At 64.0% G+C, this 23863-nt stretch carries 23 protein-coding genes and 1 pseudogene; 12 read left to right on the top strand and 12 right to left on the bottom strand.

Going from position 1 to position 23863, the window contains the following annotated elements; genetic code table 11:
* Positions 1 to 33: 33 nt before the first annotated feature.
* Complete coding sequence (locus WS64_RS27170) at positions 34 to 711, bottom strand: TetR/AcrR family transcriptional regulator (RefSeq protein ID WP_060968270.1); 678 nt, start codon at positions 709 to 711, stop codon at positions 34 to 36.
* 48 nt (positions 712 to 759) lie between these two features.
* Between WS64_RS27170 and WS64_RS27175 the strand changes: the two genes are divergently transcribed.
* Positions 760 to 1425: an O-methyltransferase gene (locus tag WS64_RS27175; protein ID WP_060968271.1), complete on the top strand. Its 666-nt coding sequence runs from the start codon at positions 760 to 762 to the stop codon at positions 1423 to 1425.
* A gap of 121 nt (positions 1426 to 1546) precedes the next feature.
* On the opposite strand, the gene WS64_RS27180 is transcribed toward WS64_RS27175, so the two are convergent.
* The 7 genes from WS64_RS27180 to WS64_RS27210 form a co-directional block, all read right to left on the bottom strand.
* Positions 1547 to 2065 (bottom strand): DUF3455 domain-containing protein, encoded by a 519-nt coding sequence (locus tag WS64_RS27180; protein ID WP_060968272.1) that lies wholly within the window; start codon positions 2063 to 2065, stop codon positions 1547 to 1549.
* A gap of 139 nt (positions 2066 to 2204) precedes the next feature.
* Positions 2205 to 3164, bottom strand: a complete 960-nt coding sequence (locus WS64_RS27185) for a cyclase family protein (RefSeq protein WP_060968273.1) — start codon at positions 3162 to 3164, stop codon at positions 2205 to 2207.
* A gap of 19 nt (positions 3165 to 3183) precedes the next feature.
* A complete protein-coding gene (locus tag WS64_RS27190; RefSeq protein WP_060968274.1) occupies positions 3184 to 4299 on the bottom strand; it encodes an alkene reductase in 1116 nt (371 codons plus the stop codon).
* Between the two features lie 69 nt (positions 4300 to 4368).
* Positions 4369 to 5175, bottom strand: a complete 807-nt coding sequence (gene dkgB, locus WS64_RS27195; RefSeq protein ID WP_059581975.1) for a 2,5-didehydrogluconate reductase DkgB — start codon at positions 5173 to 5175, stop codon at positions 4369 to 4371.
* Positions 5176 to 5323: 148 nt separating this feature from the next.
* Positions 5324 to 6274, bottom strand: a complete 951-nt coding sequence (locus tag WS64_RS27200) for an LLM class oxidoreductase (RefSeq protein ID WP_060968275.1) — start codon at positions 6272 to 6274, stop codon at positions 5324 to 5326.
* A gap of 16 nt (positions 6275 to 6290) precedes the next feature.
* Complete coding sequence (locus tag WS64_RS27205; protein ID WP_060968276.1) at positions 6291 to 6614, bottom strand: MoaF-related domain-containing protein; 324 nt, start codon at positions 6612 to 6614, stop codon at positions 6291 to 6293.
* Positions 6615 to 6642: 28 nt separating this feature from the next.
* Positions 6643 to 7845, bottom strand: a complete 1203-nt coding sequence (locus tag WS64_RS27210) for an MFS transporter (protein ID WP_060968277.1) — start codon at positions 7843 to 7845, stop codon at positions 6643 to 6645.
* A gap of 101 nt (positions 7846 to 7946) precedes the next feature.
* On the opposite strand from WS64_RS27210, the gene WS64_RS27215 reads away from it, so the two are divergent.
* The 4 genes from WS64_RS27215 (at position 7947) to WS64_RS34625 (ending at position 12750) form a co-directional block, all read left to right on the top strand.
* On the top strand, positions 7947 to 8888 hold the full coding sequence (locus WS64_RS27215) for a LysR family transcriptional regulator (protein ID WP_060968278.1): 942 nt from the start codon (positions 7947 to 7949) through the stop codon (positions 8886 to 8888).
* A 703-nt stretch (positions 8889 to 9591) separates the two neighbouring features.
* Complete coding sequence (locus WS64_RS27220) at positions 9592 to 11910, top strand: glycoside hydrolase family 19 protein (protein ID WP_244166659.1); 2319 nt, start codon at positions 9592 to 9594, stop codon at positions 11908 to 11910.
* Entirely contained in the window at positions 11907 to 12209 is a 303-nt protein-coding gene (locus WS64_RS35405; RefSeq protein ID WP_244166660.1) for a hypothetical protein, read from the top strand. Before WS64_RS27220 ends, WS64_RS35405 begins: the two co-directional genes overlap by 4 nt.
* A gap of 31 nt (positions 12210 to 12240) precedes the next feature.
* On the top strand, positions 12241 to 12750 hold the full coding sequence (locus WS64_RS34625; RefSeq protein ID WP_155720485.1) for a hypothetical protein: 510 nt from the start codon (positions 12241 to 12243) through the stop codon (positions 12748 to 12750).
* A 158-nt stretch (positions 12751 to 12908) separates the two neighbouring features.
* Here the strand turns inward: WS64_RS34625 and zwf are convergent, their stop codons facing one another.
* Positions 12909 to 14384 (bottom strand): glucose-6-phosphate dehydrogenase, encoded by a 1476-nt coding sequence (zwf, locus tag WS64_RS27225; protein ID WP_059581987.1) that lies wholly within the window; start codon positions 14382 to 14384, stop codon positions 12909 to 12911.
* 200 nt (positions 14385 to 14584) lie between these two features.
* On the opposite strand from zwf, the gene WS64_RS27230 reads away from it, so the two are divergent.
* The 3 genes and pseudogenes from WS64_RS27230 to WS64_RS33735 all read left to right on the top strand — a co-directional run.
* A complete protein-coding gene (locus WS64_RS27230) occupies positions 14585 to 15163 on the top strand; it encodes a TetR/AcrR family transcriptional regulator (protein WP_060968279.1) in 579 nt (192 codons plus the stop codon).
* 152 nt (positions 15164 to 15315) lie between these two features.
* Positions 15316 to 16191, top strand: coding sequence for an SDR family NAD(P)-dependent oxidoreductase (locus WS64_RS27235; protein WP_060968280.1), 876 nt, complete (start codon positions 15316 to 15318; stop codon positions 16189 to 16191).
* A gap of 24 nt (positions 16192 to 16215) precedes the next feature.
* Positions 16216 to 16393: pseudogene (locus WS64_RS33735) on the top strand (amidohydrolase family protein); the annotation flags it as partial.
* Between the two features lie 277 nt (positions 16394 to 16670).
* Here the strand turns inward: WS64_RS33735 and WS64_RS27240 are convergent.
* From WS64_RS27240 to WS64_RS27250, 3 genes are read right to left on the bottom strand one after another with little or no spacing between them, the layout of a single operon-like run.
* A complete protein-coding gene (locus tag WS64_RS27240) occupies positions 16671 to 17465 on the bottom strand; it encodes an SDR family NAD(P)-dependent oxidoreductase (RefSeq protein ID WP_059581995.1) in 795 nt (264 codons plus the stop codon).
* Positions 17466 to 17524: 59 nt separating this feature from the next.
* Positions 17525 to 18367, bottom strand: coding sequence for a type 1 glutamine amidotransferase domain-containing protein (locus tag WS64_RS27245; protein ID WP_060968608.1), 843 nt, complete (start codon positions 18365 to 18367; stop codon positions 17525 to 17527).
* A 21-nt stretch (positions 18368 to 18388) separates the two neighbouring features.
* Positions 18389 to 19102, bottom strand: a complete 714-nt coding sequence (locus tag WS64_RS27250) for a type 1 glutamine amidotransferase domain-containing protein (protein ID WP_060968281.1) — start codon at positions 19100 to 19102, stop codon at positions 18389 to 18391.
* A gap of 121 nt (positions 19103 to 19223) precedes the next feature.
* Here WS64_RS27250 and WS64_RS27255 point away from each other — a divergent pair, with 121 nt between their 5' ends.
* The 4 genes from WS64_RS27255 to WS64_RS27265 all read left to right on the top strand — a co-directional run bounded on the left by WS64_RS27255 (position 19224) and on the right by WS64_RS27265 (position 23855).
* A complete protein-coding gene (locus tag WS64_RS27255; protein ID WP_060968609.1) occupies positions 19224 to 20132 on the top strand; it encodes a LysR family transcriptional regulator in 909 nt (302 codons plus the stop codon).
* Positions 20133 to 20570: 438 nt separating this feature from the next.
* Positions 20571 to 20999, top strand: coding sequence for a DUF3331 domain-containing protein (locus tag WS64_RS33740; protein WP_081103939.1), 429 nt, complete (start codon positions 20571 to 20573; stop codon positions 20997 to 20999).
* Positions 21000 to 21276: 277 nt separating this feature from the next.
* Positions 21277 to 22467 carry a M20 aminoacylase family protein gene (locus WS64_RS27260; protein WP_060968282.1) on the top strand — a complete coding sequence of 397 codons (1191 nt, stop codon included), beginning with the start codon at positions 21277 to 21279 and terminating at the stop codon, positions 22465 to 22467.
* 56 nt (positions 22468 to 22523) lie between these two features.
* Positions 22524 to 23855, top strand: coding sequence for an MFS transporter (locus WS64_RS27265; protein WP_060968283.1), 1332 nt, complete (start codon positions 22524 to 22526; stop codon positions 23853 to 23855).
* The last annotated feature ends 8 nt before the right edge of the window (positions 23856 to 23863 follow it).

The following is a 23863-nucleotide window of genomic DNA, read 5'->3' on the forward strand; positions in this document are numbered from 1 at the left end:
CGCGCATGCGCGGCTTCCGTACCGAAGCGGGCCTCAGCTGCGCGCGAGATGGGCGAGATACGCGCAGAACATGTCGGCCATCGCGTCCGAGTACGCGTCGATTTCCGCCGAGGTGCGCGCGGTTTCGGAGAACGCCTTGCCGCCCGTCGTGAGCGTCGTCAGGATCAGTTCGCACACGAGCGCATGCGTGGCGTCGGGCACGTCGGGCAGCGCTTCGCGCATGAACGCGCCGAACGCCCGGTTGCCTTCGGCCTTCACTGCCTGCGCCTCGGGGGCGTCGCGATAGAGCGGGGCGGCGTCGTCGAGGGCGATCCGCATCGGCGCCTCGTCGCATTCCGAACGGATGAACGCGTGGACGGCGGCGCGCACGCGCTCGGGCGGCGTCTTCCGAGTGTCCTGCAGGATCCCGCACAGCATGTCGTGCGTTTGCCGCCACTCGTCGTGCTGGAGCCGGAACAACACGGACGCCTTGTTCGGGAAGTACTGGTACAGCGAGCCGACGCTCACGCCGGCCCGCTCCGCGACGCGCGCCATCGTGAAGCGCTGCGCGCCCTCGCTCGCCAAAACCTGAATAGCCGCCTGCAGGACGTCCTCGACGAGACGGGTCGAGCGCGCCTGCCGAGGCTGCTTGCGCGTGGCGATCGGGGCGTTTCGGCGGTCGGTCATGAGCGGTTTGCCAATGCGAATAGTAAAACCTGAATGGTTCGTCATATTCTAGTCGGGTGCAACGACGCACTCAACCCGATACCGGAGATTCGCATGACCACCCTGATGCTCGACCCGCTGGCTTCGCTGCTGGCGCGCCTGTTCGACGAAGCCGACGCGTCGTCGCCCGCGACGAGCCCGGCCTTCGCCGACGTGTCGCGCGACGAGCAGGCGCGGCTGATGCGCAGCAAGACCGACTACGCCGATCTGTATGCGCGCCTGAAGGATTACCCGCTTCCCGTGTCGCGCGAGACGGGCATGCTGCTGTACATGCTCGCGCGCAGCGGCAATGCCAAGGCAATCGTCGAATTTGGCACGTCGTTCGGCATTTCGACGCTGCATCTGGCGGCCGCGCTGCGCGACAACGGCGGCGGGCGGCTGATCACGAGCGAATTCGAGCCGTCGAAGGTCGTACGCGCGCAGGCCAACCTGGCGGCAGCCGGACTGGCCGATCTCGTGGAGATTCGCGAAGGCGATGCGCTCCACACGCTAGCCGCCGGTCTGCCGGATTCGGTCGACCTGTTGCTGCTCGACGGGGCGAAGGCGCTGTATCCGGAGATTCTCGCGCGGGTCGAGCCGCGGCTCAGGGCGGGGGCATTCGTCGTGGCCGACAACGCGGAATACAGCCCCGACTATCTTGCCTACGTGCGCGCGCCGGAAAACGGCTATCTGTCGGTGCCGTTCGGCGGCGACGTCGAATTGTCGATGCGGACACGCTGACCGGGCGGAACGAGGGTGTCGACGATTTCACGCTTCCTGTATCAAATATAGGAGGCCCTGATTAATGGAAGCGCGGCGAAAGGCGTCGGGATGATGCCCGTCGCTTGCGCCGCCGTGTGCGTCACTTCAGGAACACGTAGCGCGCGAAGTACGGGAAGCGGCCGACCGCATGCTCGGTCGTGCACGTCGCGGTCGGCGGCGTGCCGCCCGCCGTGTCGAGCCGCTGCACGAAGCGCACGCCGGCGAGCGTGCCGGTTGCGGCCGGCGTCGCCGCGAGCAGCAGTTGCGGAATGCTGGCCGCGCTTGCGCTCGGCATTTCCGCGAGCTTCTTGCCGGTAATGCGGCTGCCGTCGAGCGCTTCCCACGACGGCCCCGCGCCGTGCCGCACGACGAGCGCGCCGCTTTCATCGAACAACGTCGCCTCCGGGCGCTTGAAGGCCCACGCGAGCCGGTGGTCGGCATCGTATTCGCACGAATAGATCTGCACGCCGGTCGCGGTGGTCGCCAGCACCGGCGTGGCCGGCGCTGGCGGCGCGAGGCCGGCGGCCTCGTCGGCGTGTGCGGGTGCGGTAAAAGCCGCCAGGGAAAGACCGGCCGCAAGGGCCAGCAGCATGTCGCGTGTCGGGGATCGGCTTGGCATGACGGGGCGTCCTTTCAGGTCGGGTGACGGTCGTACGACATCGATCCCGTCAACGTTAGACGCCGATCGCACAGGCTGCAATGCGGAAATGACAATCGCGGCGATAGTCGCCGCGATTGCCGAAGGAGCGGACCCGCGATCAGCGGATCGCGATCGGGTTGATGTTGACCTGCGTCGAGCCGACGTACAACGGCTGGCCGAGCACGAACAGGAATTCCCATGCCTTGTCGCGCACCAGCGCGCGGCTGTCGATCAACTCCAGGTTGTAGATGCCGCGCTTCGCGAGCATGTACTGGTTGACCGGGAATTCGTCCCGCGTGTGCGGATTCGGATAGACCTCGGACGCCCACGTGTCGCCGCCGAACGCGACGATTCCCTGATCGGCCAGCCACTTCGCCGCTTCCATGCCGATGCCGGGCTCGACGTCGAGGAACTGCTTGTCGTCCTTGCCGATCAGCTCGAGCCAGCCGGTGTTGAACAGCACGACGTCGCCCTTGCGCAGCGTCAGCCCCTGCTGCTTCAGCACGGCCTGGATGTCGGCGACCGTGAATTCGGTGCCGCCCGGCACGATCGGCTTGCCGTAGCGGGCGGTCATGTCGAGCACGACGCCGCGCGTGACGATCGGCGGCACCTTCTCGACGCCGAGCTTCTTCACGCCGTCGACGGTCACGAAATCGGCCGCCCGGTTGCCGTTGTAGTACACGTTGTCGATGCCGATGTGGCCGATGCCGTTGAGCTGCGTGCCGACGCCGGTCCACGCGTTGACGAGTTCGTCGTTGAACGTGAACTTGTTCGGGCCGAGGCTCTTGCCGGCCTGCTGGCCGACCTGCACGTTGTACAGCCGGAAGCTGCGATGGCGGAACGCCGGCAGGTGCTTGTCCACCGGCACGGCCAGCGGATAGGTCTTGCCGGCCTTCACGAGGCCGACCGCCTGCTTGACGACGTCGGGCGTCAGCAGGTTGGCCGCGCCGATTTCGTCATCGGCGCCATAGACGGACGGATACCAGTCGGCCGCCGCCGACGTGGCGGCGTGGGCAGCTTGCGCGGCCGCGAACGGCAGGATCGCGGCGAGCACGAGCCGGGCGAGCGTTGCTTTCATGCGGGGCTCCTGTCGCGCGTTACGCCGCGGCTTGCGCGAGCGTCGGGTAGTCGGTCAGGCCGTGGGCGCCGCCGCCGAACAGCGTGTTGCGATCGTGCGGCGCGAGCGCGGCGCCGGTGCGCAGCCGCTCGGGCAGGTCGGGGTTCGCGACGAACGGGCGGCCGAATGCGACGAGGTCGGCCCAGCCGGCGGCGATCGCTTCGCGTGCGCGCTCGGCGGTGTACGCGCCGGCATAGATCAGCACGCCCGGGAACGCGGCGCGCAATTGCTGCTTGAAGGCGACCGGCATCAGCGGCGCGTCGTCCCAGTCGGCTTCCGCGATGTGCAGGTAGCCGACGCCGAGTTCGCCGAGCAGCTTCGCGGCGGCGAGGTAGGTCGTTTCCGGATCGTCGTCGACGCAGCCGTTCAGCGTGGTCAGCGGCGCGAGGCGGATGCCGACGCGCGACGCATCGCCGGTCCCTTCGATCAGCGCCTGCGTGACTTCGCGCAGGAAGTGCAGCCGGTTCTCGAGCGAGCCGCCGTACTGGTCGGTGCGCGTGTTCGCGTTCGAGTCGATGAACTGGTTCACGAGGTAGCCGTTCGCGCCGTGCAGCTCGACGCCGTCGAAGCCGGCTTCGAGCGCGTGGCGGGCGGCGGTCCGATATTGACCGACGATCTCGCGGATCTCGTCGACCGACAGCGCGCGCGGCTCGGAGGCCTGCACGAAGCCCGGCGTGCTGCCGTCTTCGCCGGCGATGAACACGTTCACGCCCTTCGCCTGGAGCGGCGACGACGACACGGGTTGCGCGCCGCCGAGCAGGCTCGTGTGGCTCAGCCGGCCGACGTGCCACAGCTGCGCGAAGATGCGGCCGTGCGCGGCATGCACGGCGTCCGTCACCTTGCGCCAGCCGGCGACTTGCGACGGCGTGTGAATGCCGGGCGTCCACGCGTAGCCCTTGCCGAGCGGCGCGATATAGGTGCCTTCGCTGACGATCAGGCCCGCACTCGCGCGCTGCGCGTAGTACGCGGCCATCAGTTCGTTGGCTTCGTCGCCGGGCTGGCTCGCGCGCGAACGCGTCATCGGCGGCATCACGATGCGGTTCGGCAGCGTCAGCGCGCCGAGTCGCAGCGGTTGGAAAAGCGGGTCCTGGGTCATGATGAATTCCTGTCGGTGCCGCGGCCGGCGGGCTGCGGACGGGTCATGTCGGATGAAGGTGCGGCGCGCTCAGTCCCACTGCGGCGCGAGGCCGGCCGGGTCGACTTCGCGGCCGTTGCGCTCGAGCGCGGCGATCTGCGCCATGTCTTCGTCGGTCAGGCGCAGCGTCTGCGCGAGCAGGTTGCTCGCGAGGTTCTCGCGCTTGGTGGACGACGGAATCACCGAGTAGCCGAGCTGCAGCGCCCATGCGAGCGCGACTTGCGCCGGCGTCGCGTCGTGACGCTGCGCGATCGCGCCGATCACCGGATCGCCGAGCACCTTGCCGTACGCGAGCGTCATGTACGACGTCACGTGAATGCCTTCGGCATTCAGGAACTCGACCAGCTTGCGGTTTTGCAGGTACGGGCTCAGTTCGATCTGGTTCGTCGCGATCGCGTCCTTGCCGACGGCCGCGATCGCTTCCTTCGTCAGCGCGATGTTGAAGTTCGAGATGCCGATCTGGCGCGTGAGGCCCTTCGCCTTCGCGTCCGCCAGCGCGGTCATGAACGCGTCGATCGACACGCCGTTGCCGGGGGCCGGCCAGTGGATCAGTGTCAGGTCGACATAGTCGGTGCGCAGCTTGCGCAGGCTTTCCTCGAGGCTGGCCGCCAGCTTGTCCGGCGCGTAGTTGTCGACCCAGATCTTCGTCGTGAGGAACAGGTCGTCGCGGCGCACGCCCGATGCGGCGATCGCTTCGCCGACTTCGGCTTCGTTGCCGTAGATCTGCGCGGTGTCGATCGCGCGGTAGCCGACTTCGAGGCCGTTGCGGACCGAGTCGACGACGACCTGGCCTTGCAGGCGGAACGTACCGAGGCCGAAGGCCGGAATCTTGCTCATCGTGTGCTCCTGGAAGAGGGGAACGGTTGCGGTATGCGAATCATTCTGGCGCTTGAGACTGATGAAATAAACGCCTTTAGAGGTCAAAAATATTTGACTTCAAATCAAATATTGAGCGTGTCGCGTGCGCGTGCGGGCCGTGGCGGCCTTATGCGACGCGCGCCTGCGGATTCGTGTTCGGATGGAACGCCGGCAGCACGTCCGATGCGATCTCGGCCATCGTCTCGTCGAGCGGCCGCCGGTTGCGGCGGAAATGCAGGCCGATGTGCCGCACGCCCGCGTCGCGCATCGCCGCGAGTTCTTCCGTCAGCGCGATGCGTCCCGCGCGCGCGCCGAAGCGGTGCCGCTGCAGCGGTTCGTGCGGATCTTCCGCGAGGTCGAGGTGGATGAAGCTCACGTACGGCTTGTCGCCGGCCACCGCACGCCAGTTCGCGGCGCGCTGCGCGTGGTCGGCCGGCGTGCCCGGATACGCGAGGCAGCCGTCCATGTGCTCGCCGATCCACGCGGGCGTCTGCTGAGCGAGGCCGGCGACGAGCAGCGGCACCGGCGAGCGCGCGGCGGGCAGCACTTCCAGGCCGGGCGGCAGATGCCCGCGTGCGCCGTCGCGCAGCAACGCGATCTGGTCGCGGAAGTTCGCGCCGCGCGACGCGAAGTCGCGGCCGAACAGCGGATATTCGACCGGCCGGTCGCCGCTCGCGACGCCGAGCAGCAGGCGCCCGCGGCTCAGTTCCTGGATCGTCGCGGCCGATTTCAGCGTCAGCAGCGGTTCACGCAGCGGCAGCACGACGGCGGCCGTGCCGAGCAGGATGTCGCGCGTGATGCCGGCGAGGTAGCCGAGATACGAGAACGTTTCGAACACCTGCGCGGCGTCGCCGAACGACGGGTCGTACAGCGGCACGTCGCGCACCCAGAGCGCGCGAAAGCCGAGCGTGTCGGCCAGTTGCGCGAGCTCCGCGTGGATTTCCAGGTCGGGCACGCCGGGGTGGCGGCCGTCATGCCGGCGTTTCGCGTTGCCGGACGCGGTCCAGTCGTTGTCGAGCGGCAGTTCGATGCCGATGCTGAAGCCGCCGGCGGCGAGCTTGTCGAGAGAGGGGGACATGATCGGGTTGCTCCGTTCAGATCGCGCGCAGGCTGCCGTCGAGCCGGTAGAAGTCGAGCGACGCCGCGGTGAAGAACGAGCGCGACGTGCCGGCGGCGAAGTCGTCGACATGCACGACGGTGGCGCGATCGGCTTCCTGCCACGAGATCGCGTAGGTCTCGCCGGCCACGCGCTGCCACGTGTATTCGACTTCACCTTTCGCGCCCGCATACGGGCCTTCGGTGATCTCGTAGCGCATATGAAGGCCGTCCTCGTCGTACGCGTTGAGCGCGGTGAGGCCGTCGTAGCGGACTTCGAATGTCTTGCCGGCGAACGGCGGACGTTGGGTCGATGCGTTCATGCTGGTGGCTCCTGTGAAAAGGTGACGTTCAATGCGCGAGTTCGACGGGTTCGGCCGTGCGTTCCGGCAGCCCGTGGCGGCGGTCGAGACGGCCGCTCAACGCGGTGAGTGCAAACGCGCCGAGCGTGACGACGGCGGCGATCCACGGCGTGTGGCCGAGGCCGACGTTCGCGACGATCAGGCCGCCGAGCGACGAGCCGCCGGCCACGCCGAGGTTGAAGGCGGCGATGTTGAAGCCCGATGCGACGTCGGCGGCGTCCGGCGCGAAGTGGCGCGCCTGCTTGACGACGTACACCTGCAGCCCCGGCACGTTGCCGAACGCCACGGCGCCCCACGCGAGCATCGTCAGCACCGCGAGCCATTTCACGTGGATCGTGAAGGTCAGCGCGAGCAGCACGATCGCGAGCAGCAGGAAGATCCGCTTGAGCGCCTTCACGGGGCCGACGGCGTCCGCGAGCTTGCCGCCCCACACGTTGCCGACCGCGACCGATACGCCGTAGCCGACCAGCACGAGGCTGACCTGCGACGGCGTGAAGCCGGCGATCTGTTCGAGCAGCGGCGCCATATAGGTGAATGCGATCAGCGAGCCGCCGTATCCGACCGCCGTCATCGCATAGACGAGCAGCAGGCGCGGCTGGGCCAGCACGCGCAACTGGCGGGCGAGCGGCGCCGGCGGCGTTTGCGGCAGCGCGCGCGGCACGAAGGCGACCGCGCCGACGAATGCGAGGAGGCCGAACAGCGCGACGATCAGGAACGTCGCGCGCCAGCCGAAGTGCTGGCCGATGAAGGTGCCGAGCGGAATGCCGGCGACGAACGCGACGGTCATGCCGCTGAACATCGTCGCGATCGCGCTCGCGGCCTTCTCCTTCGGCACGAGCGTGGTCGCGATGATGGAGCCGACCGAGAAGAACACGCCGTGCGCGAGGCCGGTGAGCACGCGTGCGACGATCAGCGATTCGTAGCCCGGCGCCTGCCACGCGACGAGGTTGCCGACGGTGAAGAGCGCCATCAGCCCGGCGAGCAGCGCCTTGCGCGGCACGCGGCCGGTCAGCGCGGTGAGCAGCGGCGCGCCGATGGCGACGGCCAGCGCGTACAGGCTGACGAGCAGGCCGGCGGACGGCAGGCTGACGCCGAGGTCGGCGCCGATCGTCGGGATCAGCCCGACGATCACGAATTCGGTGGTGCCGATGGCAAAGGCGCTGATGGTCAGCGCAAGCAACGCGAGTGGCATGACGGGATCCGGGTTTCAGTAGGAATGGATCGCAGTGTGCCGGCTTTACTTTTGCTGAAAAACTCGTCTATAAACCAAATTGTTTTGATTTCAACTCAACAATGAAGACCACCCTCGACGAACTCCAGGCCTTTACCGCCGTGGTCGATACCGGTTCGATCACGGCGGCCGCCCAGCAGCTCGATCTCACTGTGTCGGCGACGAGCCGCACGCTCGCGCGGCTCGAGGAAAAGCTCAAGACCACGCTGCTGCGCCGGACCACGCGCCGGCTCGAACTGACCGAGGAAGGGCGCGCGTTCCTGCAGGACGCGCGCGCGATCATCGAATCGGTCGAGAACGCGGAGGAGCAGATGCTCGCGCGGCGCGAGATGCCGTCCGGGCGCCTGCGCGTCGACGCCGCGACGCCGTTCATGCTGCACGTGATCGTGCCGCTCGTGCGCGGCTACCGCGAGCGCTTCCCGAAGGTCGAGCTGGAACTGAACAGCAACGAGGGCATCACCGATCTGCTGGAACGGCGCACCGACGTCGCGGTCCGGATCGGCCGGCTGAAGGATTCGACGCTGCACAGCCGGCGCATCGGCAACAGCCGGCTGCGCATCCTCGCGAGCCCCGCGTATATCGAAGCGCATGGCCAGCCGCGCAAGGTCGAGGATCTCGACAAGCACACGCTGCTCGGCTTCACGCAGCCCGAATCGCTGAACGTATGGCCGATCCTCGGCGCGGACGGCGAGGCGTACCGCATCGAGCCGGACGTGTATTCGTCGAGCGGCGAAACGCTGCGGCAGCTTGCGCTGGAGGGCACGGGTGTCGTCTGCCTGTCCGATTTCGTGACCGCGCAGGATCGCGATGCGGGGCGGCTGGTGCAGGTGCTCGCGCGCCAGACGCTCGACGTCCAGCAGCCGATTCACGCGGTGTACTACCGCAATACCGCGATCTCGTCGCGGATCGCGTCGTTCGTCGACTACCTGATCGAGGTGCTGGGCGGCGGCAGCGGCGGTGACGGGCGGGCGCGGCGCAAGGCTGCGTGGATGGAGCCGCAGTAGCGGTCAAAGCGCATCACGCTACGTCAGTTTGGTGTTTTTCGCGTTTATTTCCTTTGGTCGCTGCAGTTCTCTATAAGATTTGAAAAATTAAACAGGATCATAATGAGTCAAATCCTAATGATTTTTCTCGTCGATGAAGGTGTCAAAGGGAATAGAGTTGAAAGCGATGAGATCTGATGTTCTTTTAGATAGATCTCGCAAGTATCGCTTGCGGAATGATGCGCAGAGCGTATTTCAATCTAGGAAAGATTTGCGTAAAAATGGATCGGTGAAAGTTTGCGGTCGGGCAATATTATTTAATAAGGTTCCGAGCTATCTCAAAAAATCTCTGTGAAGCGGCGCTTTTTGAGATGTGACAGTTTTTTGCATTTTTGAAGAAATTGGCATATGCCATACTTTTGACGATCATTGTATTTCCCGTGTATAAGTGAGGTTCGGTCTTCTCCATGCAAGCAGTGGCCACATGATGAAGAATCAATCGTGGCATGCTTCGCATGAAGTACGTTGATGTCCATGCTACATGCGTGTCGTACCGAAGTGATTTAATGCCATGCCGAACACATGGTGTGTTCTTGGCAAAGCTTGGCGTTGGTTAATTTAGGATTGCGAATATGGTCGGCGATGCAGGACACGGCAGGCGGTACTTCAGACGTGACACGATCTCGGTGCCGACGAACTTGGGATTTTCAAAATTGGGGCAACCATGACGAATCGACGCGTACCGCAAAAGCCACAGGCGCCTGCGCCGGCCGCGGTTAAGCTGAAGTTGTTGCCGTTCGCATTTCCGTTCCTCCGCAAGGGCAACTCAGAGGCATCTGCACAGTTCACAGAGGAGCATGAGATCTTCAGATTGCTGGGCGAATGTGAGCCGGCAGGCTCGTATCTCGTCAGCCGTAACGGCATGTGGCACGGTGGCATCCATGTGACGGATGTCGGTGCGGGACAGTTTCTGGATCTTGATGCGGGACTGCGCTGCATCCCTGACGGAACGTTGATCGCATTTCGGATCAATCGAACATATCCGATTAGCGACGTTGCCGCAGCGGGTAGCGAACGACCGGTACAAGCGCCATATAGCACCGGCTTCGCGTTGGTGCAGCACGCGATGGAGTTTCCCCAGGGCGCGAAGCTGACGTTCTATACCCTATACATGCATCTGATGTCTTGGGAGGACTACGCCAATTTCCCAAAGCGGAGCAAGCCGACGTACTGGCCTATGCAGTGGCGAATCACGGAGCATGCACGGGACAGACCGTCACGGGGCCGCATTGGACAAATACCCGAGCCGTTGCAGCAAGGATTGCGCGTCCGAAAAAGCCACCCGCATGGCGAAATTATTGGAATCCTGCCGCAGGGAGCGAGCATCAGCATCGGCAGGCGGGAGAGGAATTGGGGGCAAGTGACGGACCTGAACGGGGCGTCGTTGTACCCGCCCGAAGCTGGCGGCTACGTCGAGCCGGCCAGTGCTATCGGTAGCTGGATTTTTCTCGGGCATGAAAACGGCGGATCGGTAGTCGAGGAGATCATCCAGGACTCAATGTGTGATCGGGTGATTGTCTCGGCCGGTTCCGGTTTGACCAACGGGAAAGGAACCGGAAAGGGTATCCCCCTCCAAGCTGGTGACCTGATCGGTCACCTCGGCCGCTACGATTCCTTGAACGAATGTACAGCAGGCACCCGGATGGCGCACATCGAAGTGTTTTGCGATGAGAGCATCCAGTCGTTTTTGGCGCAGGGGCGTGCGTGGGTCAACCAATTCAGTCCGCACAAGGGGGATTGGACGGCGCTGGGCTTACCGTCAGAGCCGACGATTTTGCGAATTGAGCGGGGCACGGTGCTGTATCTACGCACAGAGGGAAATAAATTTATCCCCGGCGCTGATGCACTGTCGAGAAAGACGGAGGCGGTTCAAGTCTATTCACTCGTTGAACTGGCGCGGGACGCGAATCGACGCGTCCCTGAGACGAATCCGATACCCGATCCGGGGTTCCCAGTATATTGGTGGCACGTTGACGGCGTGAACGCACTCGGTCAACCGATCGACGGCTGGGTCCGCGACTTCAACTTCGATGGTGGGCGGGTAACGCGAGAATTCGCACAGAAGTGGGTCGATTTCGAGTGCGTGGCCGATGACCACGATCCCGCACACACGATTTTTGCGACGATCCCCAAGTGGTTTGAGTATATGAGCCGCGCTGAAATTGCTGAGCGCGCGTCACGTTCAAAGCTAAGCCCGTTGATGCTCAAGGTGTATGACATTTTGTTCAAGACGGGGGATGGCGAGCAGGCCGCTGATGAACTCTGCATGCTGTCCCGGGCTGGGCGTGGCGGATATCCGTGGCTAATTCAGGCGGCATCCCGGCTGATTGTGCGGCACGAGAGCGAGTGGGCGAATCCGTCGAAGTGGAATCAGTTGATCGCCGAATTGAAGAAGCGAGAGGGATCCCAGTCGCAGCACGAGGAAGAGCAGAAGCGGATCGAGAGGCTCGCTTGGTGGCATGAAGTGATGCCTCATATTCCTGGTTTCCCTGCACCGGACGTTTTTCATATCAATCCCATCGGTTTGATCGGGAATTTTTTGCGCGAACCTGGAATTATCACGCTTGAAATGCTCGCGGCCGTCGACCCCGATGGTAGTGATTCGTATCACCGGCAGATTCTCCCATTCCTCAATAAATACGCAATAGGTTATAAAGTTAACACTGCGAGGCGAGTCGCCCATTTTCTCTCGCAGATCGTTGTCGAGAGCAGTTTTAAAAATGTCGAAGAAGGGCTTTCGTACTCGGCAAGGAGGATGAAGGAGATTTTTGGATGCAATCCTGCACCCCGAGGAAAAAGGCGTATACCGAAGTGGCAGGTGATATTGTTTGCTCCTTTGGAAGGAGGCGCGAAAAATTATGGACCGAAACAAGTAAATATGAGCGCAATCCGCGAAATCTTGCTAGTTATGTCTATGCGGGTCGGTACGAAAATGGCGACGAGGATTCCGGGGATGGCTATAAATACCGTGGTCGAGGTTTGATACAAACGACCTTTAAAAGTAACTACCGAGTTCTGACGGAGGAGCACAATCGGCGCTTTCCGGATGACCGGCGTGATTTTGTAGAAGATCCCGATCTTGTTCTTGGTAATTTGGAGTATGGGGTCGAGTCGGCGTTTGTCTATTGGGCCATCACCAGAGATGTAAACGGAGTGGCGGATTCCGGAAACGTCCGTGCGGTATCAAAGGTGGTAAATGGTGGTGTTATCGGTTATTCAGAGCGCCTGATCGCCTATAACAGTGTCGCTCCTATTCTTGGGCTTCCTAAAGAGGTGGCGTAATATGTTTATTTTAAAGTTGATAGTGGTTGCGATGCTGCTCGTTCTCGCTGTCAACGGATACGGGGCCGAGCAAGTCGCTAGCTGTCCTTCGGTAAACGGAAGGAACAATGTATTCGATGCTTCCGTGCTGGTAAGGGATTCAAGAATTTCTATTGAACATAGTGCTGGCGAATATCCGTTGGCTTTGGACTTTTATCGGCCGACGGAAGATGGGTGTGAGAGAGTCGAGTTTGCGAGATATTCGATTGAGGGTGGGATGCCTGAAATTGGGTCAATATTTTTTATGATTCTGGATGGCCATATTAATATATTTTCTATAGTTTTTTGGAAAGTAAATAGTCGTGGTGATGGCGCCTATGGGCGACTTTATCAGGTTCATGCTTATAAATTTGATGAAAATTTGGTGCTTGTTGAGAACAAACGCGTTGCGGAGGATAGTTCAATGTCCGGAATTGAAGGCTATGTCGCTGGTCAGGAATCTAGGTTTCGATATCGAACCGCTTCGGAGGTAAAAAAATACTGGGCTGGCAAGCAGAGATAAATATCGGTGTTTCATTGACGAGAAAGTGAGGGCAACCAGGAGCGGTTACCCCGTGAAACGTAGATGGGCGATGCAGAATCTCGCTACAAAGATACGCGCCGCGACCTGCATTGAACTGGGTGCGCTGACCACCAGCGTACCCACCCAGTCCATTCAAATCACGCCTCTTCGGCCCACGACATCCCGTCGCGCGCGAGCAGCGCCGACGAGGCCGCGGGCCCGAACGTGCCGGCCGTGTACAGGCGCGGCCGGTCGCCGAGCTGCTTCCAGCCGTCGAGGATCGGCTCGACCCACGACCACGCGGCTTCGAGCTCGTCGCGGCGCATGAAGTGCGTGAGGCGGCCGCGGATCACGTCGATCAGCAGCCGTTCGTACGCTTCCGCGCGCCGTTCCGGAATCGCCTGCTGCAGGTCGAGATTCAGGCTCACCGGCACCATGTTCATGCCGCTGCCCGGTTCCTTCGCGAGCATCTGCAACTGGATCGACTCTTCCGGCTGGAGCTGGATCACGAGGCGGTTGCCGTAATTGCGCGGGCCGGTCGGGATGATCGAGAACGGCATGTCCGCGAACTCGATCACGATTTCCGACTGGCGGCGCTGCAGCCGCTTGCCGGTGCGCAGGAAGAACGGCACGTTCGCCCAGCGCCAGTTGTTGATGTGCGCGCGCAGCGCGACGAAGGTTTCCGCGCGGCTGTCCGCCGGCACGTTGTCTTCCTCGAGATAGCCCTTGACCGGCTGGCCGTCGACGGCGCCCGCCGTGTACTGGCCGCGCACCGTGTCGCGCGCGACGTCCGACAGCGACATCGGCCGCAGCGAGCGCAGCACCTTCAGCTTCTCGTCGCGCACCGCGTCCGGGTCGAGCGACACGGGCGGCTCCATCGCGACGATGCACAGCAGTTGCAGCAGGTGGTTCTGCACCATGTCGCGCAGCGCGCCGGTATGGTCGTAGAAGCCCGCGCGGCTGCCGACGCCGACCGTCTCCGCGACCGTGATCTGCACGCTGCGGATGTTCGGCGCCTGCCACAGCGGCCCGAAGATCGGGTTGCCGAAGCGCAGCACCATCAGGTTCTGCACGGTTTCCTTGCCGAGATAGTGGTCGATCCGGTAGATCTGCGATTCCTCGAAGTGCTTGCCGACCGCGTCGTTGATCGCCTTCGCTGAAGCGAGATCGTGGCCGAGCGGCTTTTCGAGGACGACGCGCGAATGCGCGTCGACGAGGTGCGCGGCCGACAGGTTGTCGCAGATCGTCGTGAACAGTTCCGGCGACGTCGACAGGTAGAACACGCGCACCGCCTCACCGCGCGCCGCTTCGGCGAGCCGCTGGTAGTCGTCCGGCGCGTTCACGTCGATCAGCACGTACTTGAACAGGTCGAGGAAGCGGGCCCACGCGTCGGCGTCGAACGCCTTCGCGTCGATGAACGGGCGCGACTGCTCGTCCATGAACTTGCGATAGCCGTCGATGCCCCAGTCGCGGCGGCCGACGGCGATGATGCGCGTCTCGGGCGGAAGATTGCAGTGCAGGTGCGCCATGTACAGCGCGGGCAACAGCTTGCGGGCGGCCAGGTCGCCGCCGCCGCCGAAAATGATCATGTCGACGGGCCGGTCGGCCGCGGTCTGGGAAGGCTGATTCGTCATGGGAGGTTCGCGGTTTGAAACGGTGAACGTGAAACGAACGTCGAGGGCATCGGGCGCCGGTTGGCCGGTGCCGGTACGGCAAAACGCTAATAGTGCACCGTTTTGATGGTTTGCGTCTGTGTTCGCGCGATGTAACGGGGCTTGCATTTCCGATGATGGGTCGATTATGATTGAGCACTCACTCATTAAAGGAATCGACCGTGGCCCGACCGCGCAGTCCCGACAAGCACGAAGCCATCCTCGCGGCGGCCGCGCGCGCGCTCGCCGAGGACGGCGCGAGCGCGACCACCGCGCGCATTGCGCGGCTTGCCGGCGTGGCGGAAGGCACGGTGTTCACGTACTTCGAGACCAAGGACGCGTTGTTGAACGCGCTGTACGTGAGCCTGAAGGCCGACATGCGCGAAGCGATGATGACCGGGTTTCCGGAACATGCGCCGGCCGAGCAGGCGGTGCGGCATGCGTGGAACGGCTATGTGTCGTGGGGCGTCGCGAATCCGGACGGCCGGCGCGCGCTGCGGCAGTTGGGCGTGAGCGGGCGCATCGACGATGCGCATCGTGAGGCCGGTTCGGAAGGCTTCGGCGGGATCGGCGCGCTGCTGCGCGAACAGGTCGCCGCGTCGGGCGCGTTGAGCCGCGACGAAGCGCATGCGTTCTGCTCGGCGTTGTTTACGTCGATCGCGGAAACCGCGATGGAGTCGATCGCACGCGATCCGGCGCGGGCCGATGCCTACCGGGAAGCGGGGTTTCGCGCGATGTGGGCCGTGTTGCACGCGGTGTGAGTCTAGTATTCGCGTCGTGGCGGCATGTGCCGCGGCGACGGCGGCGCGTTTCAGGCAGGACGACGCAGGTCACGAACGATCGATGCGTCGCCCATATTAATGAGTGAGTAATCATTCATTTTGGTGGTTTCATCACGATCAAGGAGTGGAAAATGTCGAAAGTCTGGTTGGTAACGGGAGCCGCGCGCGGCCTCGGTCGCGCGATTTCGGAAGCGGTGCTGGCAGCGGGCGACCGGCTGGTGGCCGGCGCGCGCGATCCCGCGCGACTGGCCGATCTGGCCGAACGGTATGGCGAGCGGCTGCTGCCGGTCGAACTCGACGTCACGGACGAAGCGGCGGCCGCGCAAGCCGTCGCGGCCGCGCGCGCGGCGTTCGGCCGTATCGACGTGCTGGTGAACAACGCGGGCTACGGCCACACGGCGCCGTTCGAGCAGATGAGCGCCGAAGCCTTCCGCGACCAGATCGAAACGAACCTGTTCGGCGTGATCAACCTCACGCGCGCGGTGCTGCCGACGATGCGCGCGCAGCGCGCGGGGCACATCTTCCAGGTGTCGTCGGTCGGCGGTCGCACGGCGACGCCCGGACTGTCCGCATATCAGGCCGCGAAGTGGGCGGTCGGCGGATTCAGCGACGTGCTCGCGAAGGAAGTCGCGCCATTCGGCGTGCGCGTGTGCACGCTGGAACCGGGTGGCATGCGCACCGACTGGGCCGCACAGGCGAAGCGCGACATCGACGATCTGCTGCCCGACTATCAGCCGTCGGTCGGCAAGATCCTCGAATTGCTCGGCGCGTATGGCGGCCACGAGATCGGCGATCCCGCCCGGATCGCGGCGCTGATCGTCGACCTGTCGCGCCGCGACGACGTGCCGCTGCGCTTGCTGCTCGGCGGCGATGCGCTGTTCGTCTGCGAGCAGGCGGAGCGGCAGCGCGCGGAAGAGGCCGCGCGGTGGCGGGATGCGACGCTGTCGACGCAGTTTCCGGATGCGGTGCTGCCGGACGGGCTGCGGGCGTTGAAGGAAATTGGCTGAGCCGGGCGGTTCGTTGCCGGCGGCATCGACATGGCGCCGGAGCGCATGCTCTGGGGCACCGATTGGCCGGCACCCCACGCAGAAGACGGACAAGCCGGACGATGCAAGCATGCTGGACGTGATCGCGGGCTGGATCGGGCGTGCGGACTGGCAGCAACGGATATTCGTCACCAATCCCGCGAAGTTGTACGGATTTGCATAGCGCGGGGAGGATGTCGCGAAACTTGAAGCCGCCAACAAAACGATGTCCCCCGCAATCGGGGGATACGTTTGAAGGCGGATGGCGCAAGCGCCCGCGCGGTCGTGCTCATAACGCAAGGCTCATTCGACCTGATACCCGCTTCGACGATCTGGTGTGGGTTGCGACGGCGACTTCGCTCGCCATCGAAAAAGACGGCAACCCGAAACCGCGTATCGCTTATCCGATCGGCCTGTACTTCGATGGTATCGCCTGGCGTCGATGCACTTCGCGTGCCATCTCAGAGAATCGACCGGTAGGTGCCGCCCTCGACGCGCACCGCGGCGCCATTGGATGCCGCACCCAGAGGACTGGCGAGCAACGCCACCATCGCGGCAATCTCGTCGGCCTCGATCATGCGGGCAATCAGCGAGCTCGGACGATACGTGTCGAAGAAATGCGATTCGATTTCCGCATCGGTCATATCGGGCCGTGGTGCGGTTTGCCGAAGATATGCGACGATGCCTTCGGATCGCGTGGCGGATGGCAGTACGCTGTTGACGGTCACGCCGGTTCCCTTCGTCAGTTCGGCCATTCCGCGCGAAACCGCGAGTTGAGCCGATTTGCTGACACCGTAGTGCACCATGTCGGGCGGCGTGAAGGCGCCGACTTCGCTGGACATGAAAATCACTCGCCCCCAGTTCTTCGCGAGCATGCGAGGAAAGTAATGACGCGACAGCCGGACACCCGACATCACGTTGACGTCGATCATTCGCAGCCAGTCGTCATCGGTGATCTCCGCGAACGGCTTGGCTTCGTAGTAGCCGAGATTGTTCACGAGAATGTCCGTGTCCGGTTGTGCATCGATCAGTTCCGCGACGCCTCGGTCGCCGCTCACGTCGGCGACGACGCCGCGTACGCTGCCGCGCGGCGCGGCAGCGCAGAGCTCCGCGACGGCTGCATCGAGCTTGTCTCGTTGCCGCCCCGTGATCGTGACCGCGACGCCTTCCGCGGCCAACGTTCGCGCGATCGCCATGCCGATGCCGGCAGTGGCGCCGGTGACGATCGCAGTTTTTCCTTCAAGTTGCAGATCCACGGTTTGCTTCTCCTTTACTCATCGAGTAACCGGCATTGCCGGTCGATTGCACGGCATGACTACTTGAGCCGCTTCAGCATTTCGCCGGCGACGTCCAGCGCCGACGCCGGATTCTGTCCGGTGATCAATTCACGGTCGGTGACCATGTGCGCGGTAAACGGCACCGCGTTGCTGCTGTAGATTCCACCCGCGCGCTGCAATGCAGTCTGCGGATAGAACTTCATCGCGCCGCCGCCGAGCAACCCTTTGGCTTGCTCTTCTTCCGCGTTGCTGATCACCGTCATCCGGTAGCCGGCGTAGATCCATTTCGTGTCGCCGTCGCCTGCGTTTCCCGCTGCGAGCTTTCGTGCAAAGCCCGGCGCATCGGGCAGCGTCGACAGCAGCGCAATCGGGCCGTGGCAAACGAGCGCCGTGGTCTTGCCGCGCGCGTGAAAATCGGCCAGCAATCTGCCCACGGCGGCACTGGTCGACAGGTCCTGCATCGGAGCATGGCCGCCGGGAACATAGACGGCATCGAAGTGCGCGTAGCCGATCTGCTCCACCCGCGACAGGCTGATCACCGGGGAATGCGTGCGCGACGTGATTTGTAGCCGGTCCAGCAAGGCCCGATAGTCGCGCATCGCGTTCTCGTCGCCGTTGAAGTACATCTTGTCGGCCGACGTGACGTCCAGCGTCGGCGCCTTGCCCTCCGGCGTGGCGAAGGTCACCTGATGGCCGGCATCGAGCAGCGCCTTCACGGGCTGCATCAGCTCGTTCAGGTAGAAGCCCGTCGCGAAGACCTTGTCATCCTTCAGGTCGAGGTGATCGGAATCCGACAACACCACGAGCACGTTGGCCGCATGAGCGCCGTACGCGGCAATGCCGAGCATTGCCGCAACGGCGAGCTTGCGCATCGAATACATCGTTTTCTCCATCGGGAAGGTTCAAGCTTGTCGTGAACGGGCGAGCAACAGATGACGCATTGCGGCGCCCACGCCGGCTGCCGACTGCGGGTTCTGGCCCGTCACCAGCTGTCCGTCGACGACGACCTTGGCGGTCCAGTTCGGCACGGGATGGTGAAGTGCGCCGCGCTGCTTCAAGGTGCTCGCGAGCAGGAACGGCACGACGCGATCGAGCTGGACGGCCCGTTCTTCCTCGTCCGTGAAGGCGCTCAGATTCTTGCCGGCGACGAGATATGTACCGTCGCCGAGCTTCACGTCGACCAGTGCGGCCGGCCCATGACACACCGCGCCGACCACGCCGCCCGCGTCATGGATGTCGCGGGTCACTTTCTGCACGTCGGGATTGCCCGGAAAGTCCCACATCGCGCCGTGGCCGCCGGCAAAGAAGACAGCGGCATACTTCGACGCATCGACGTCGCCCAGCCGCTGCGTGTGGCGGAGCGCGTCGCGGAAATCGCGGTCGTTCCAATAGCGCGCATTGATTTCATCGGTCAGGTCGAGCCCGTCGACCGGCGGTTCGCCGCCCTGAATCGATGCGAATTCGACGGGAATGCCGGCCGCGTCCAGTTCCGCCAGCGGATGCGTCACTTCGCCGAGATAGAAACCGGTCGGCTCGCCGGTTGAGCCTTTCTTCGCGTGGCTCGTGAGTACGAAGAGAACCTGCAGATGCTGCCGCTCGCGATGTTCGCCATTCATGCTGTGCTCCTGGATTTCAACGGGTGACTCGACGATGCAGTCACGACGCACGCACTTTATTTGGCTCATCGATGAAGATAAACTGGCGTGAAAGTAAAGCTTTTGTTCTTTGGAGGACAAGATGGCGCGTAAATTCGACCATCTCGGTGACGTGGAAGCGTTCGTGACGGTGGTCGAAAAAGGCTCGATGACTGCCGGTGCGGTCGCATTGGGGAGCACGCCTTCCGTGTTGAGCCGGGCCATCACACGCCTGGAGGCCCGGCTGGGCACGCAGTTGCTGCGTCGTTCCACGCGGCGGTTGAGCCTGACGGAGCACGGCAGGCTCTATCTGGAGCAATCGCGTGCGGCGTTTTTGCTGATCGATGACGCCGAGCGGGCCATTCAGGGGCACGGCGGTACGTTGACCGGCCATGTCCGGCTGAGCGTACCGACGACGTACGGGCACTATCGTCTGCCGCCGCTGCTTCGACGCTTCACGCGGGAACACCCGCACGTTCGCGTGGAGTTGAACATCGCGAACCGGAACGTGGATCTCGTGGCCGAAGGTTTCGACCTGGCGATCCGTCTGGGCGAATTGCCGGACAGCGGTCTGGTCGCGCGCAAGCTCGAGGATGCGGCGCTGTGCCTTGTCGCGTCGCCCGAGTACGTCGCCCACGCCGGCACGCCCGGAAACGTGGCCGACCTGGAGCACCATCTTTGTTTGCCGTTCATGCTGCCCAGCAGCGGCCGTATCGCGCCCTGGGTATTCCGTGACGGCGATCGCGACATCGATTGGCTGCCGGCTTCGCACGTCGCGGTCTCCGATGACGTGCTCGGTGTCGTGTCGATGGCGCAGAGTGGCGCCGGTATCTGCCAGACCTATGACTTCATCGTTCAGGATCGGATCCGGGCCGGAAATCTCGTCGAGGTATTGCCCCATCTGCGCGGGCGCACACGGCCGTTTTCGGTCGTCTACGCACCGCATCGCCGCCTGTCGGCCGCGTCCCGCACCTTGATCGACATGTTGGTCGCGTCGACGGGCGAGGCTTGAAGCGATTGCATTGCGATACGTTCTGCGCAGTGGCACGCGGTGGAAGGGCCGGCGCCACGGTCGTCAAATGCCAGCGTCCCGTTCCGTTGTTAACTGGTCCGTGTTGACGCAGTATGTTGACGTCAACGGAACGTGGGACGTCAACATGGCGACGGGACGACCGAAGGCGGAACTCGTGCTGAACGAAGACGAGCGTTGCGAGGTGACGCATTAGCGAGCTACAAAGATGGCTGCTTACCGTCGGCGCCGAGCGTCGAGGCGACATCTTTACCTCGCGAACGGTGACACTTTCGTTTTTGTTCTACGGCTTGCGGCCTCACGAATATCTGATGCGTAGGCGCATCGTGCGTGCACGGCTGCTGCTGCTCGAATCGCGCGCCTTGTGCGGCGCGCGCCGGGAGAAAAACAAGTCAACGTACCGACGCAACGAAGATAACGATGAATTCCGCGACCGACGTGATGGCGGTGGATCCATGGAAGCAGACGCTGGGTCTGCTTCTTCAATTGTGCCGAAGCGACGATGCGCGATCGTTCGCGTCTTCGAGCGAGTCGTTGTGTGCACACCGGACGGAACGTCGGTTGCGTCTGCGGACGACCGGCGCGGAGCGGCGGACCGTCTCGGTGAGGTTCGTCGACCGCGTGAGCGCGACAGCGGTAACGATTGCATGGCACGATTCGACGCATTGTTCGTATGGCGATCAGGCGTGGCATGCAACCCGCGCTCGCACCAGCGCGGTGTGTGCGATCAGCGGCCGGCCGGTCCGGCCCGGTGACGCCGTCTATCAGCCCCGTGGCCGCCCAAGGCCGCTCAATGCCGACGCGATGATCCTTGCGTCGGCGCTCCACGAAGCGGAAGAGAATCGTTGATGTCTACGAGACTTGGGCAAGCTTCGTCCCGACGGGATTTCGGTTACGGGCGTTTCAGCGATGCGTGAGGCAGCCATAGCCGGATCTAAACGAAAGTCGTACCCGTATCTGACCGAAAACCACGGTTGTGACCCGTCAGGCCGTGTTAACCCTGATTAAAAAACGTTATCACGGTGAAAAATTCCGCATCTTATTGAACCGATATCGGCTCGATATAGTGGCTCGCTTTCCCGTACGCCTCGCCCGGCGTGCGCAGACGAACGGCAGGAGCCCCTTGATGACCACCGATACCCGATTCACCGAAGTCGAGGATCTGATGCCCGCCGCCGGCGGGCTGCGCGAGATCCGTCACCACATCCATCACCATCCGGAACTCGCATACGAAGAGCACGACACGGCCGCGCTCGTCGCGGACAAGCTTGAGCAATGGGGCTGGCAGGTGACGCGCGGCGTCGGCAAGACGGGCGTCGTCGGCACGCTGCGCGTGGGCGACGGAGCGCGCAGCATCGGCATTCGCGCGGACATGGATGCGCTGCCGATCGTCGAGGCGACCGGCCTGCCGTATGCGAGCGGCACGCACGGCAAGATGCACGCATGCGGCCACGACGGCCATACGACGATGCTGCTCGGCGCCGCGCAGCATCTCGCGAAGACGCGCAACTTCTCCGGCACCGTACACCTGTATTTCCAGCCGGCGGAGGAGCACGGCGTCGACAGCGGCGCGAAGAAGATGATCGACGACGGCCTGTTCGAGCGCTTCCCGTGCGACGCCGTATTCGGCATGCACAACCATCCGGGCGCGGCGCCGGGCGTGTTTCTCACGCGGCGCGGCCCGTTCATGTCGGCGGGCGACAAGGCGATCATCACGATCGAAGGCGTCGGCGGCCATGCGGCGCGGCCGCACCTGACGGTCGATCCGGTCGTCGTCGCGGCGAGCATCGTGATGGCGCTGCAGACGATCGTCGCGCGCAACGTCGACCCGTCGCAGCCGGCGGTCGTCACGGTCGGCTCGATGCACGCGGGCACCGCGAACAACGTGATTCCGAACGGCGCGCGCCTCGAACTCAGCGTGCGTTCGTTCAGCCCGGAAGTGCGCGCGCTGCTCAAGCGCCGCATCACCGAGCTGGCCGAAACGCAGGCCGCGAGTTACGGCGCGACCGCGAACGTCGAATACATCGAAGGCTATCCGGTCGTCGTTAATTCGGATGCCGAAACCGACTTCGCGGCTCAGGTCGCACGCGAACTCGTCGGCGATGCGCACGTGGTCGAGCAGACCGACCTGCTGATGGGCAGCGAGGATTTCGCGTTCATGCTGCAGCAGCGGCCGGGCTCGTTCGTGCGGCTCGGCAACGGCGAAGGCGAGGACGGCTGCATGGTGCACAACCCGAAATACGACTTCAACGATCGCAACCTGCCGATCGGCGCGGCGTTCTGGACGCGCCTCGTCGAGCGTTACCTCGGGCAGTGATCGCGGCGGCGGCGTGCGGCCGGCGCTTCCGGCTGCTTTGACAGGAGAGGATAGCGATGCAGAAAGACCATCTCGCGCTGCACCCCGCGTCGACGGGCGCCGTCGAAGGCGATGCGCGCGGCGCGCCTGCCGTCACGCGACGCGGCGCGATCGCCGCGGCCGTGATCGGCAACTGGCTGGAATTCTTCGACTTCACCGTGTACGGCTTCTTCGCGGTGCTGATCGGCAAGCTGTTCTTCCCGTCGAGCGACCCGACCACGTCGCTGCTGCTGTCGGTCGCGACCTTCGCCGCCGGCTTCTTCACGCGGCCGCTCGGCAGCGTCGTACTCGGCGTCTACGCGGACCGCAAGGGACGCAAGGCCGCGCTGAACCTGACGATCATGCTGATGGCGCTCGGCACCGGCCTGATCGCGATCGCGCCGACTCATGCGCAAGTGGGCGTGGCCGCACCGCTGCTCGTCGTGTTCGCGCGGCTGCTGCAGGGCTTCTCGCAGGGCGGCGAATTCGGCGCGGCGACGTCGACGCTGCTCGAACAGGGTGGCACGACGCGCCGCGGGTTCCGCGCGAGCTGGCAGCTCGCGACGCAGGGCGGCGCCGCGCTGATGGGCTCCGGGTTCGCGGCGCTGCTGTCGAACACGATGACGAAGGACGCGCTGGAAAGCTGGGGCTGGCGGCTGCCGTTCCTCGTCGGCGTGCTGATCGCGCCGGTCGGGATGTTCTTGCGTCGCCGGCTCGCGGACGACGCGCCCGGCGACCGTCATCACGGCATCGAGCGCGGCGTGCTGCACGAGCTGTTCTCGAAGCACACGCGCACGGTGGTGCTGCTGATGCTCACGGTAATGGGCGGCACGGTGTCGACCTACATCCTGACCTTCTACATGCCGACCTACGCGATTCATACGCTCGGCCTGCCGATGAAGCTGTCGATGTTCGTCGGCGTCGCGTCGGGCTGCGTGATGCTGGTCACGTGCCCGCTGTTCGGCTGGCTGTCGGACAAGCTCGGCAGCCGGCGCCTGCCGATCTTCGTCGGCCGCGGCGTGCTGGTCGCGCTGCTGTTTCCGGCGTTCTGGCTGATGAACCACCATCCGACGCTGTCGGTGATCCTGCCGCTGACCGCGCTGATGCTGTTGTTCTATTCGCTCGGCTCGGCGTCGGAAATGGCGCTGATGTGCGAGTCGCTGCCGCGCCACGTGCGCGCGACGGGCATCTCGATCGCGTATGCGCTCGCGGTGACGATCTTCGGCGGCACCGCGCAACTGATCGCGACGTGGCTCGTGAAGACGACCGGCAGCAAGCTCGCGCCGGCCGGCTACGTGGCCGCATGCGTGGTGCTGTCGCTGATCGCGGTCGCGATGCTGCGCGAGACGGCGCGCGAATCGCTGGACTGACGCGCGAT

Origin of the sequence: Burkholderia anthina, from assembly GCF_001547525.1 — a bacterium.
GTDB classification, from domain to species: domain Bacteria; phylum Pseudomonadota; class Gammaproteobacteria; order Burkholderiales; family Burkholderiaceae; genus Burkholderia; species Burkholderia semiarida.

Bases quoted from the DNA above. Each gene is read 5' to 3' on its own strand.
- WS64_RS27170 (WP_060968270.1), bottom strand. From the start codon at position 711: ATGACGAACCATTCAGGTTTTACTATTCGCATTGGCAAACCGCTCATG.
- WS64_RS27175 (WP_060968271.1), top strand. From the start codon at position 760: ATGACCACCCTGATGCTCGACCCGCTGGCTTCGCTGCTGGCGCGCCTG.
- WS64_RS27180 (WP_060968272.1), bottom strand. From the start codon at position 2,065: ATGCCAAGCCGATCCCCGACACGCGACATGCTGCTGGCCCTTGCGGCC.
- WS64_RS27185 (WP_060968273.1), bottom strand. From the start codon at position 3,164: ATGAAAGCAACGCTCGCCCGGCTCGTGCTCGCCGCGATCCTGCCGTTC.
- WS64_RS27190 (WP_060968274.1), bottom strand. From the start codon at position 4,299: ATGACCCAGGACCCGCTTTTCCAACCGCTGCGACTCGGCGCGCTGACG.
- dkgB (WP_059581975.1), bottom strand. From the start codon at position 5,175: ATGAGCAAGATTCCGGCCTTCGGCCTCGGTACGTTCCGCCTGCAAGGC.
- WS64_RS27200 (WP_060968275.1), bottom strand. From the start codon at position 6,274: ATGTCCCCCTCTCTCGACAAGCTCGCCGCCGGCGGCTTCAGCATCGGC.
- WS64_RS27205 (WP_060968276.1), bottom strand. From the start codon at position 6,614: ATGAACGCATCGACCCAACGTCCGCCGTTCGCCGGCAAGACATTCGAA.
- WS64_RS27210 (WP_060968277.1), bottom strand. From the start codon at position 7,845: ATGCCACTCGCGTTGCTTGCGCTGACCATCAGCGCCTTTGCCATCGGC.
- WS64_RS27215 (WP_060968278.1), top strand. From the start codon at position 7,947: ATGAAGACCACCCTCGACGAACTCCAGGCCTTTACCGCCGTGGTCGAT.
- WS64_RS27220 (WP_244166659.1), top strand. From the start codon at position 9,592: ATGACGAATCGACGCGTACCGCAAAAGCCACAGGCGCCTGCGCCGGCC.
- WS64_RS34625 (WP_155720485.1), top strand. From the start codon at position 12,241: ATGCTGCTCGTTCTCGCTGTCAACGGATACGGGGCCGAGCAAGTCGCT.
- zwf (WP_059581987.1), bottom strand. From the start codon at position 14,384: ATGACGAATCAGCCTTCCCAGACCGCGGCCGACCGGCCCGTCGACATG.
- WS64_RS27235 (WP_060968280.1), top strand. From the start codon at position 15,316: ATGTCGAAAGTCTGGTTGGTAACGGGAGCCGCGCGCGGCCTCGGTCGC.
- WS64_RS27245 (WP_060968608.1), bottom strand. From the start codon at position 18,367: ATGTATTCGATGCGCAAGCTCGCCGTTGCGGCAATGCTCGGCATTGCC.
- WS64_RS27250 (WP_060968281.1), bottom strand. From the start codon at position 19,102: ATGAATGGCGAACATCGCGAGCGGCAGCATCTGCAGGTTCTCTTCGTA.
- WS64_RS27255 (WP_060968609.1), top strand. From the start codon at position 19,224: ATGGCGCGTAAATTCGACCATCTCGGTGACGTGGAAGCGTTCGTGACG.
- WS64_RS33740 (WP_081103939.1), top strand. From the start codon at position 20,571: ATGAATTCCGCGACCGACGTGATGGCGGTGGATCCATGGAAGCAGACG.
- WS64_RS27260 (WP_060968282.1), top strand. From the start codon at position 21,277: ATGACCACCGATACCCGATTCACCGAAGTCGAGGATCTGATGCCCGCC.
- WS64_RS27265 (WP_060968283.1), top strand. From the start codon at position 22,524: ATGCAGAAAGACCATCTCGCGCTGCACCCCGCGTCGACGGGCGCCGTC.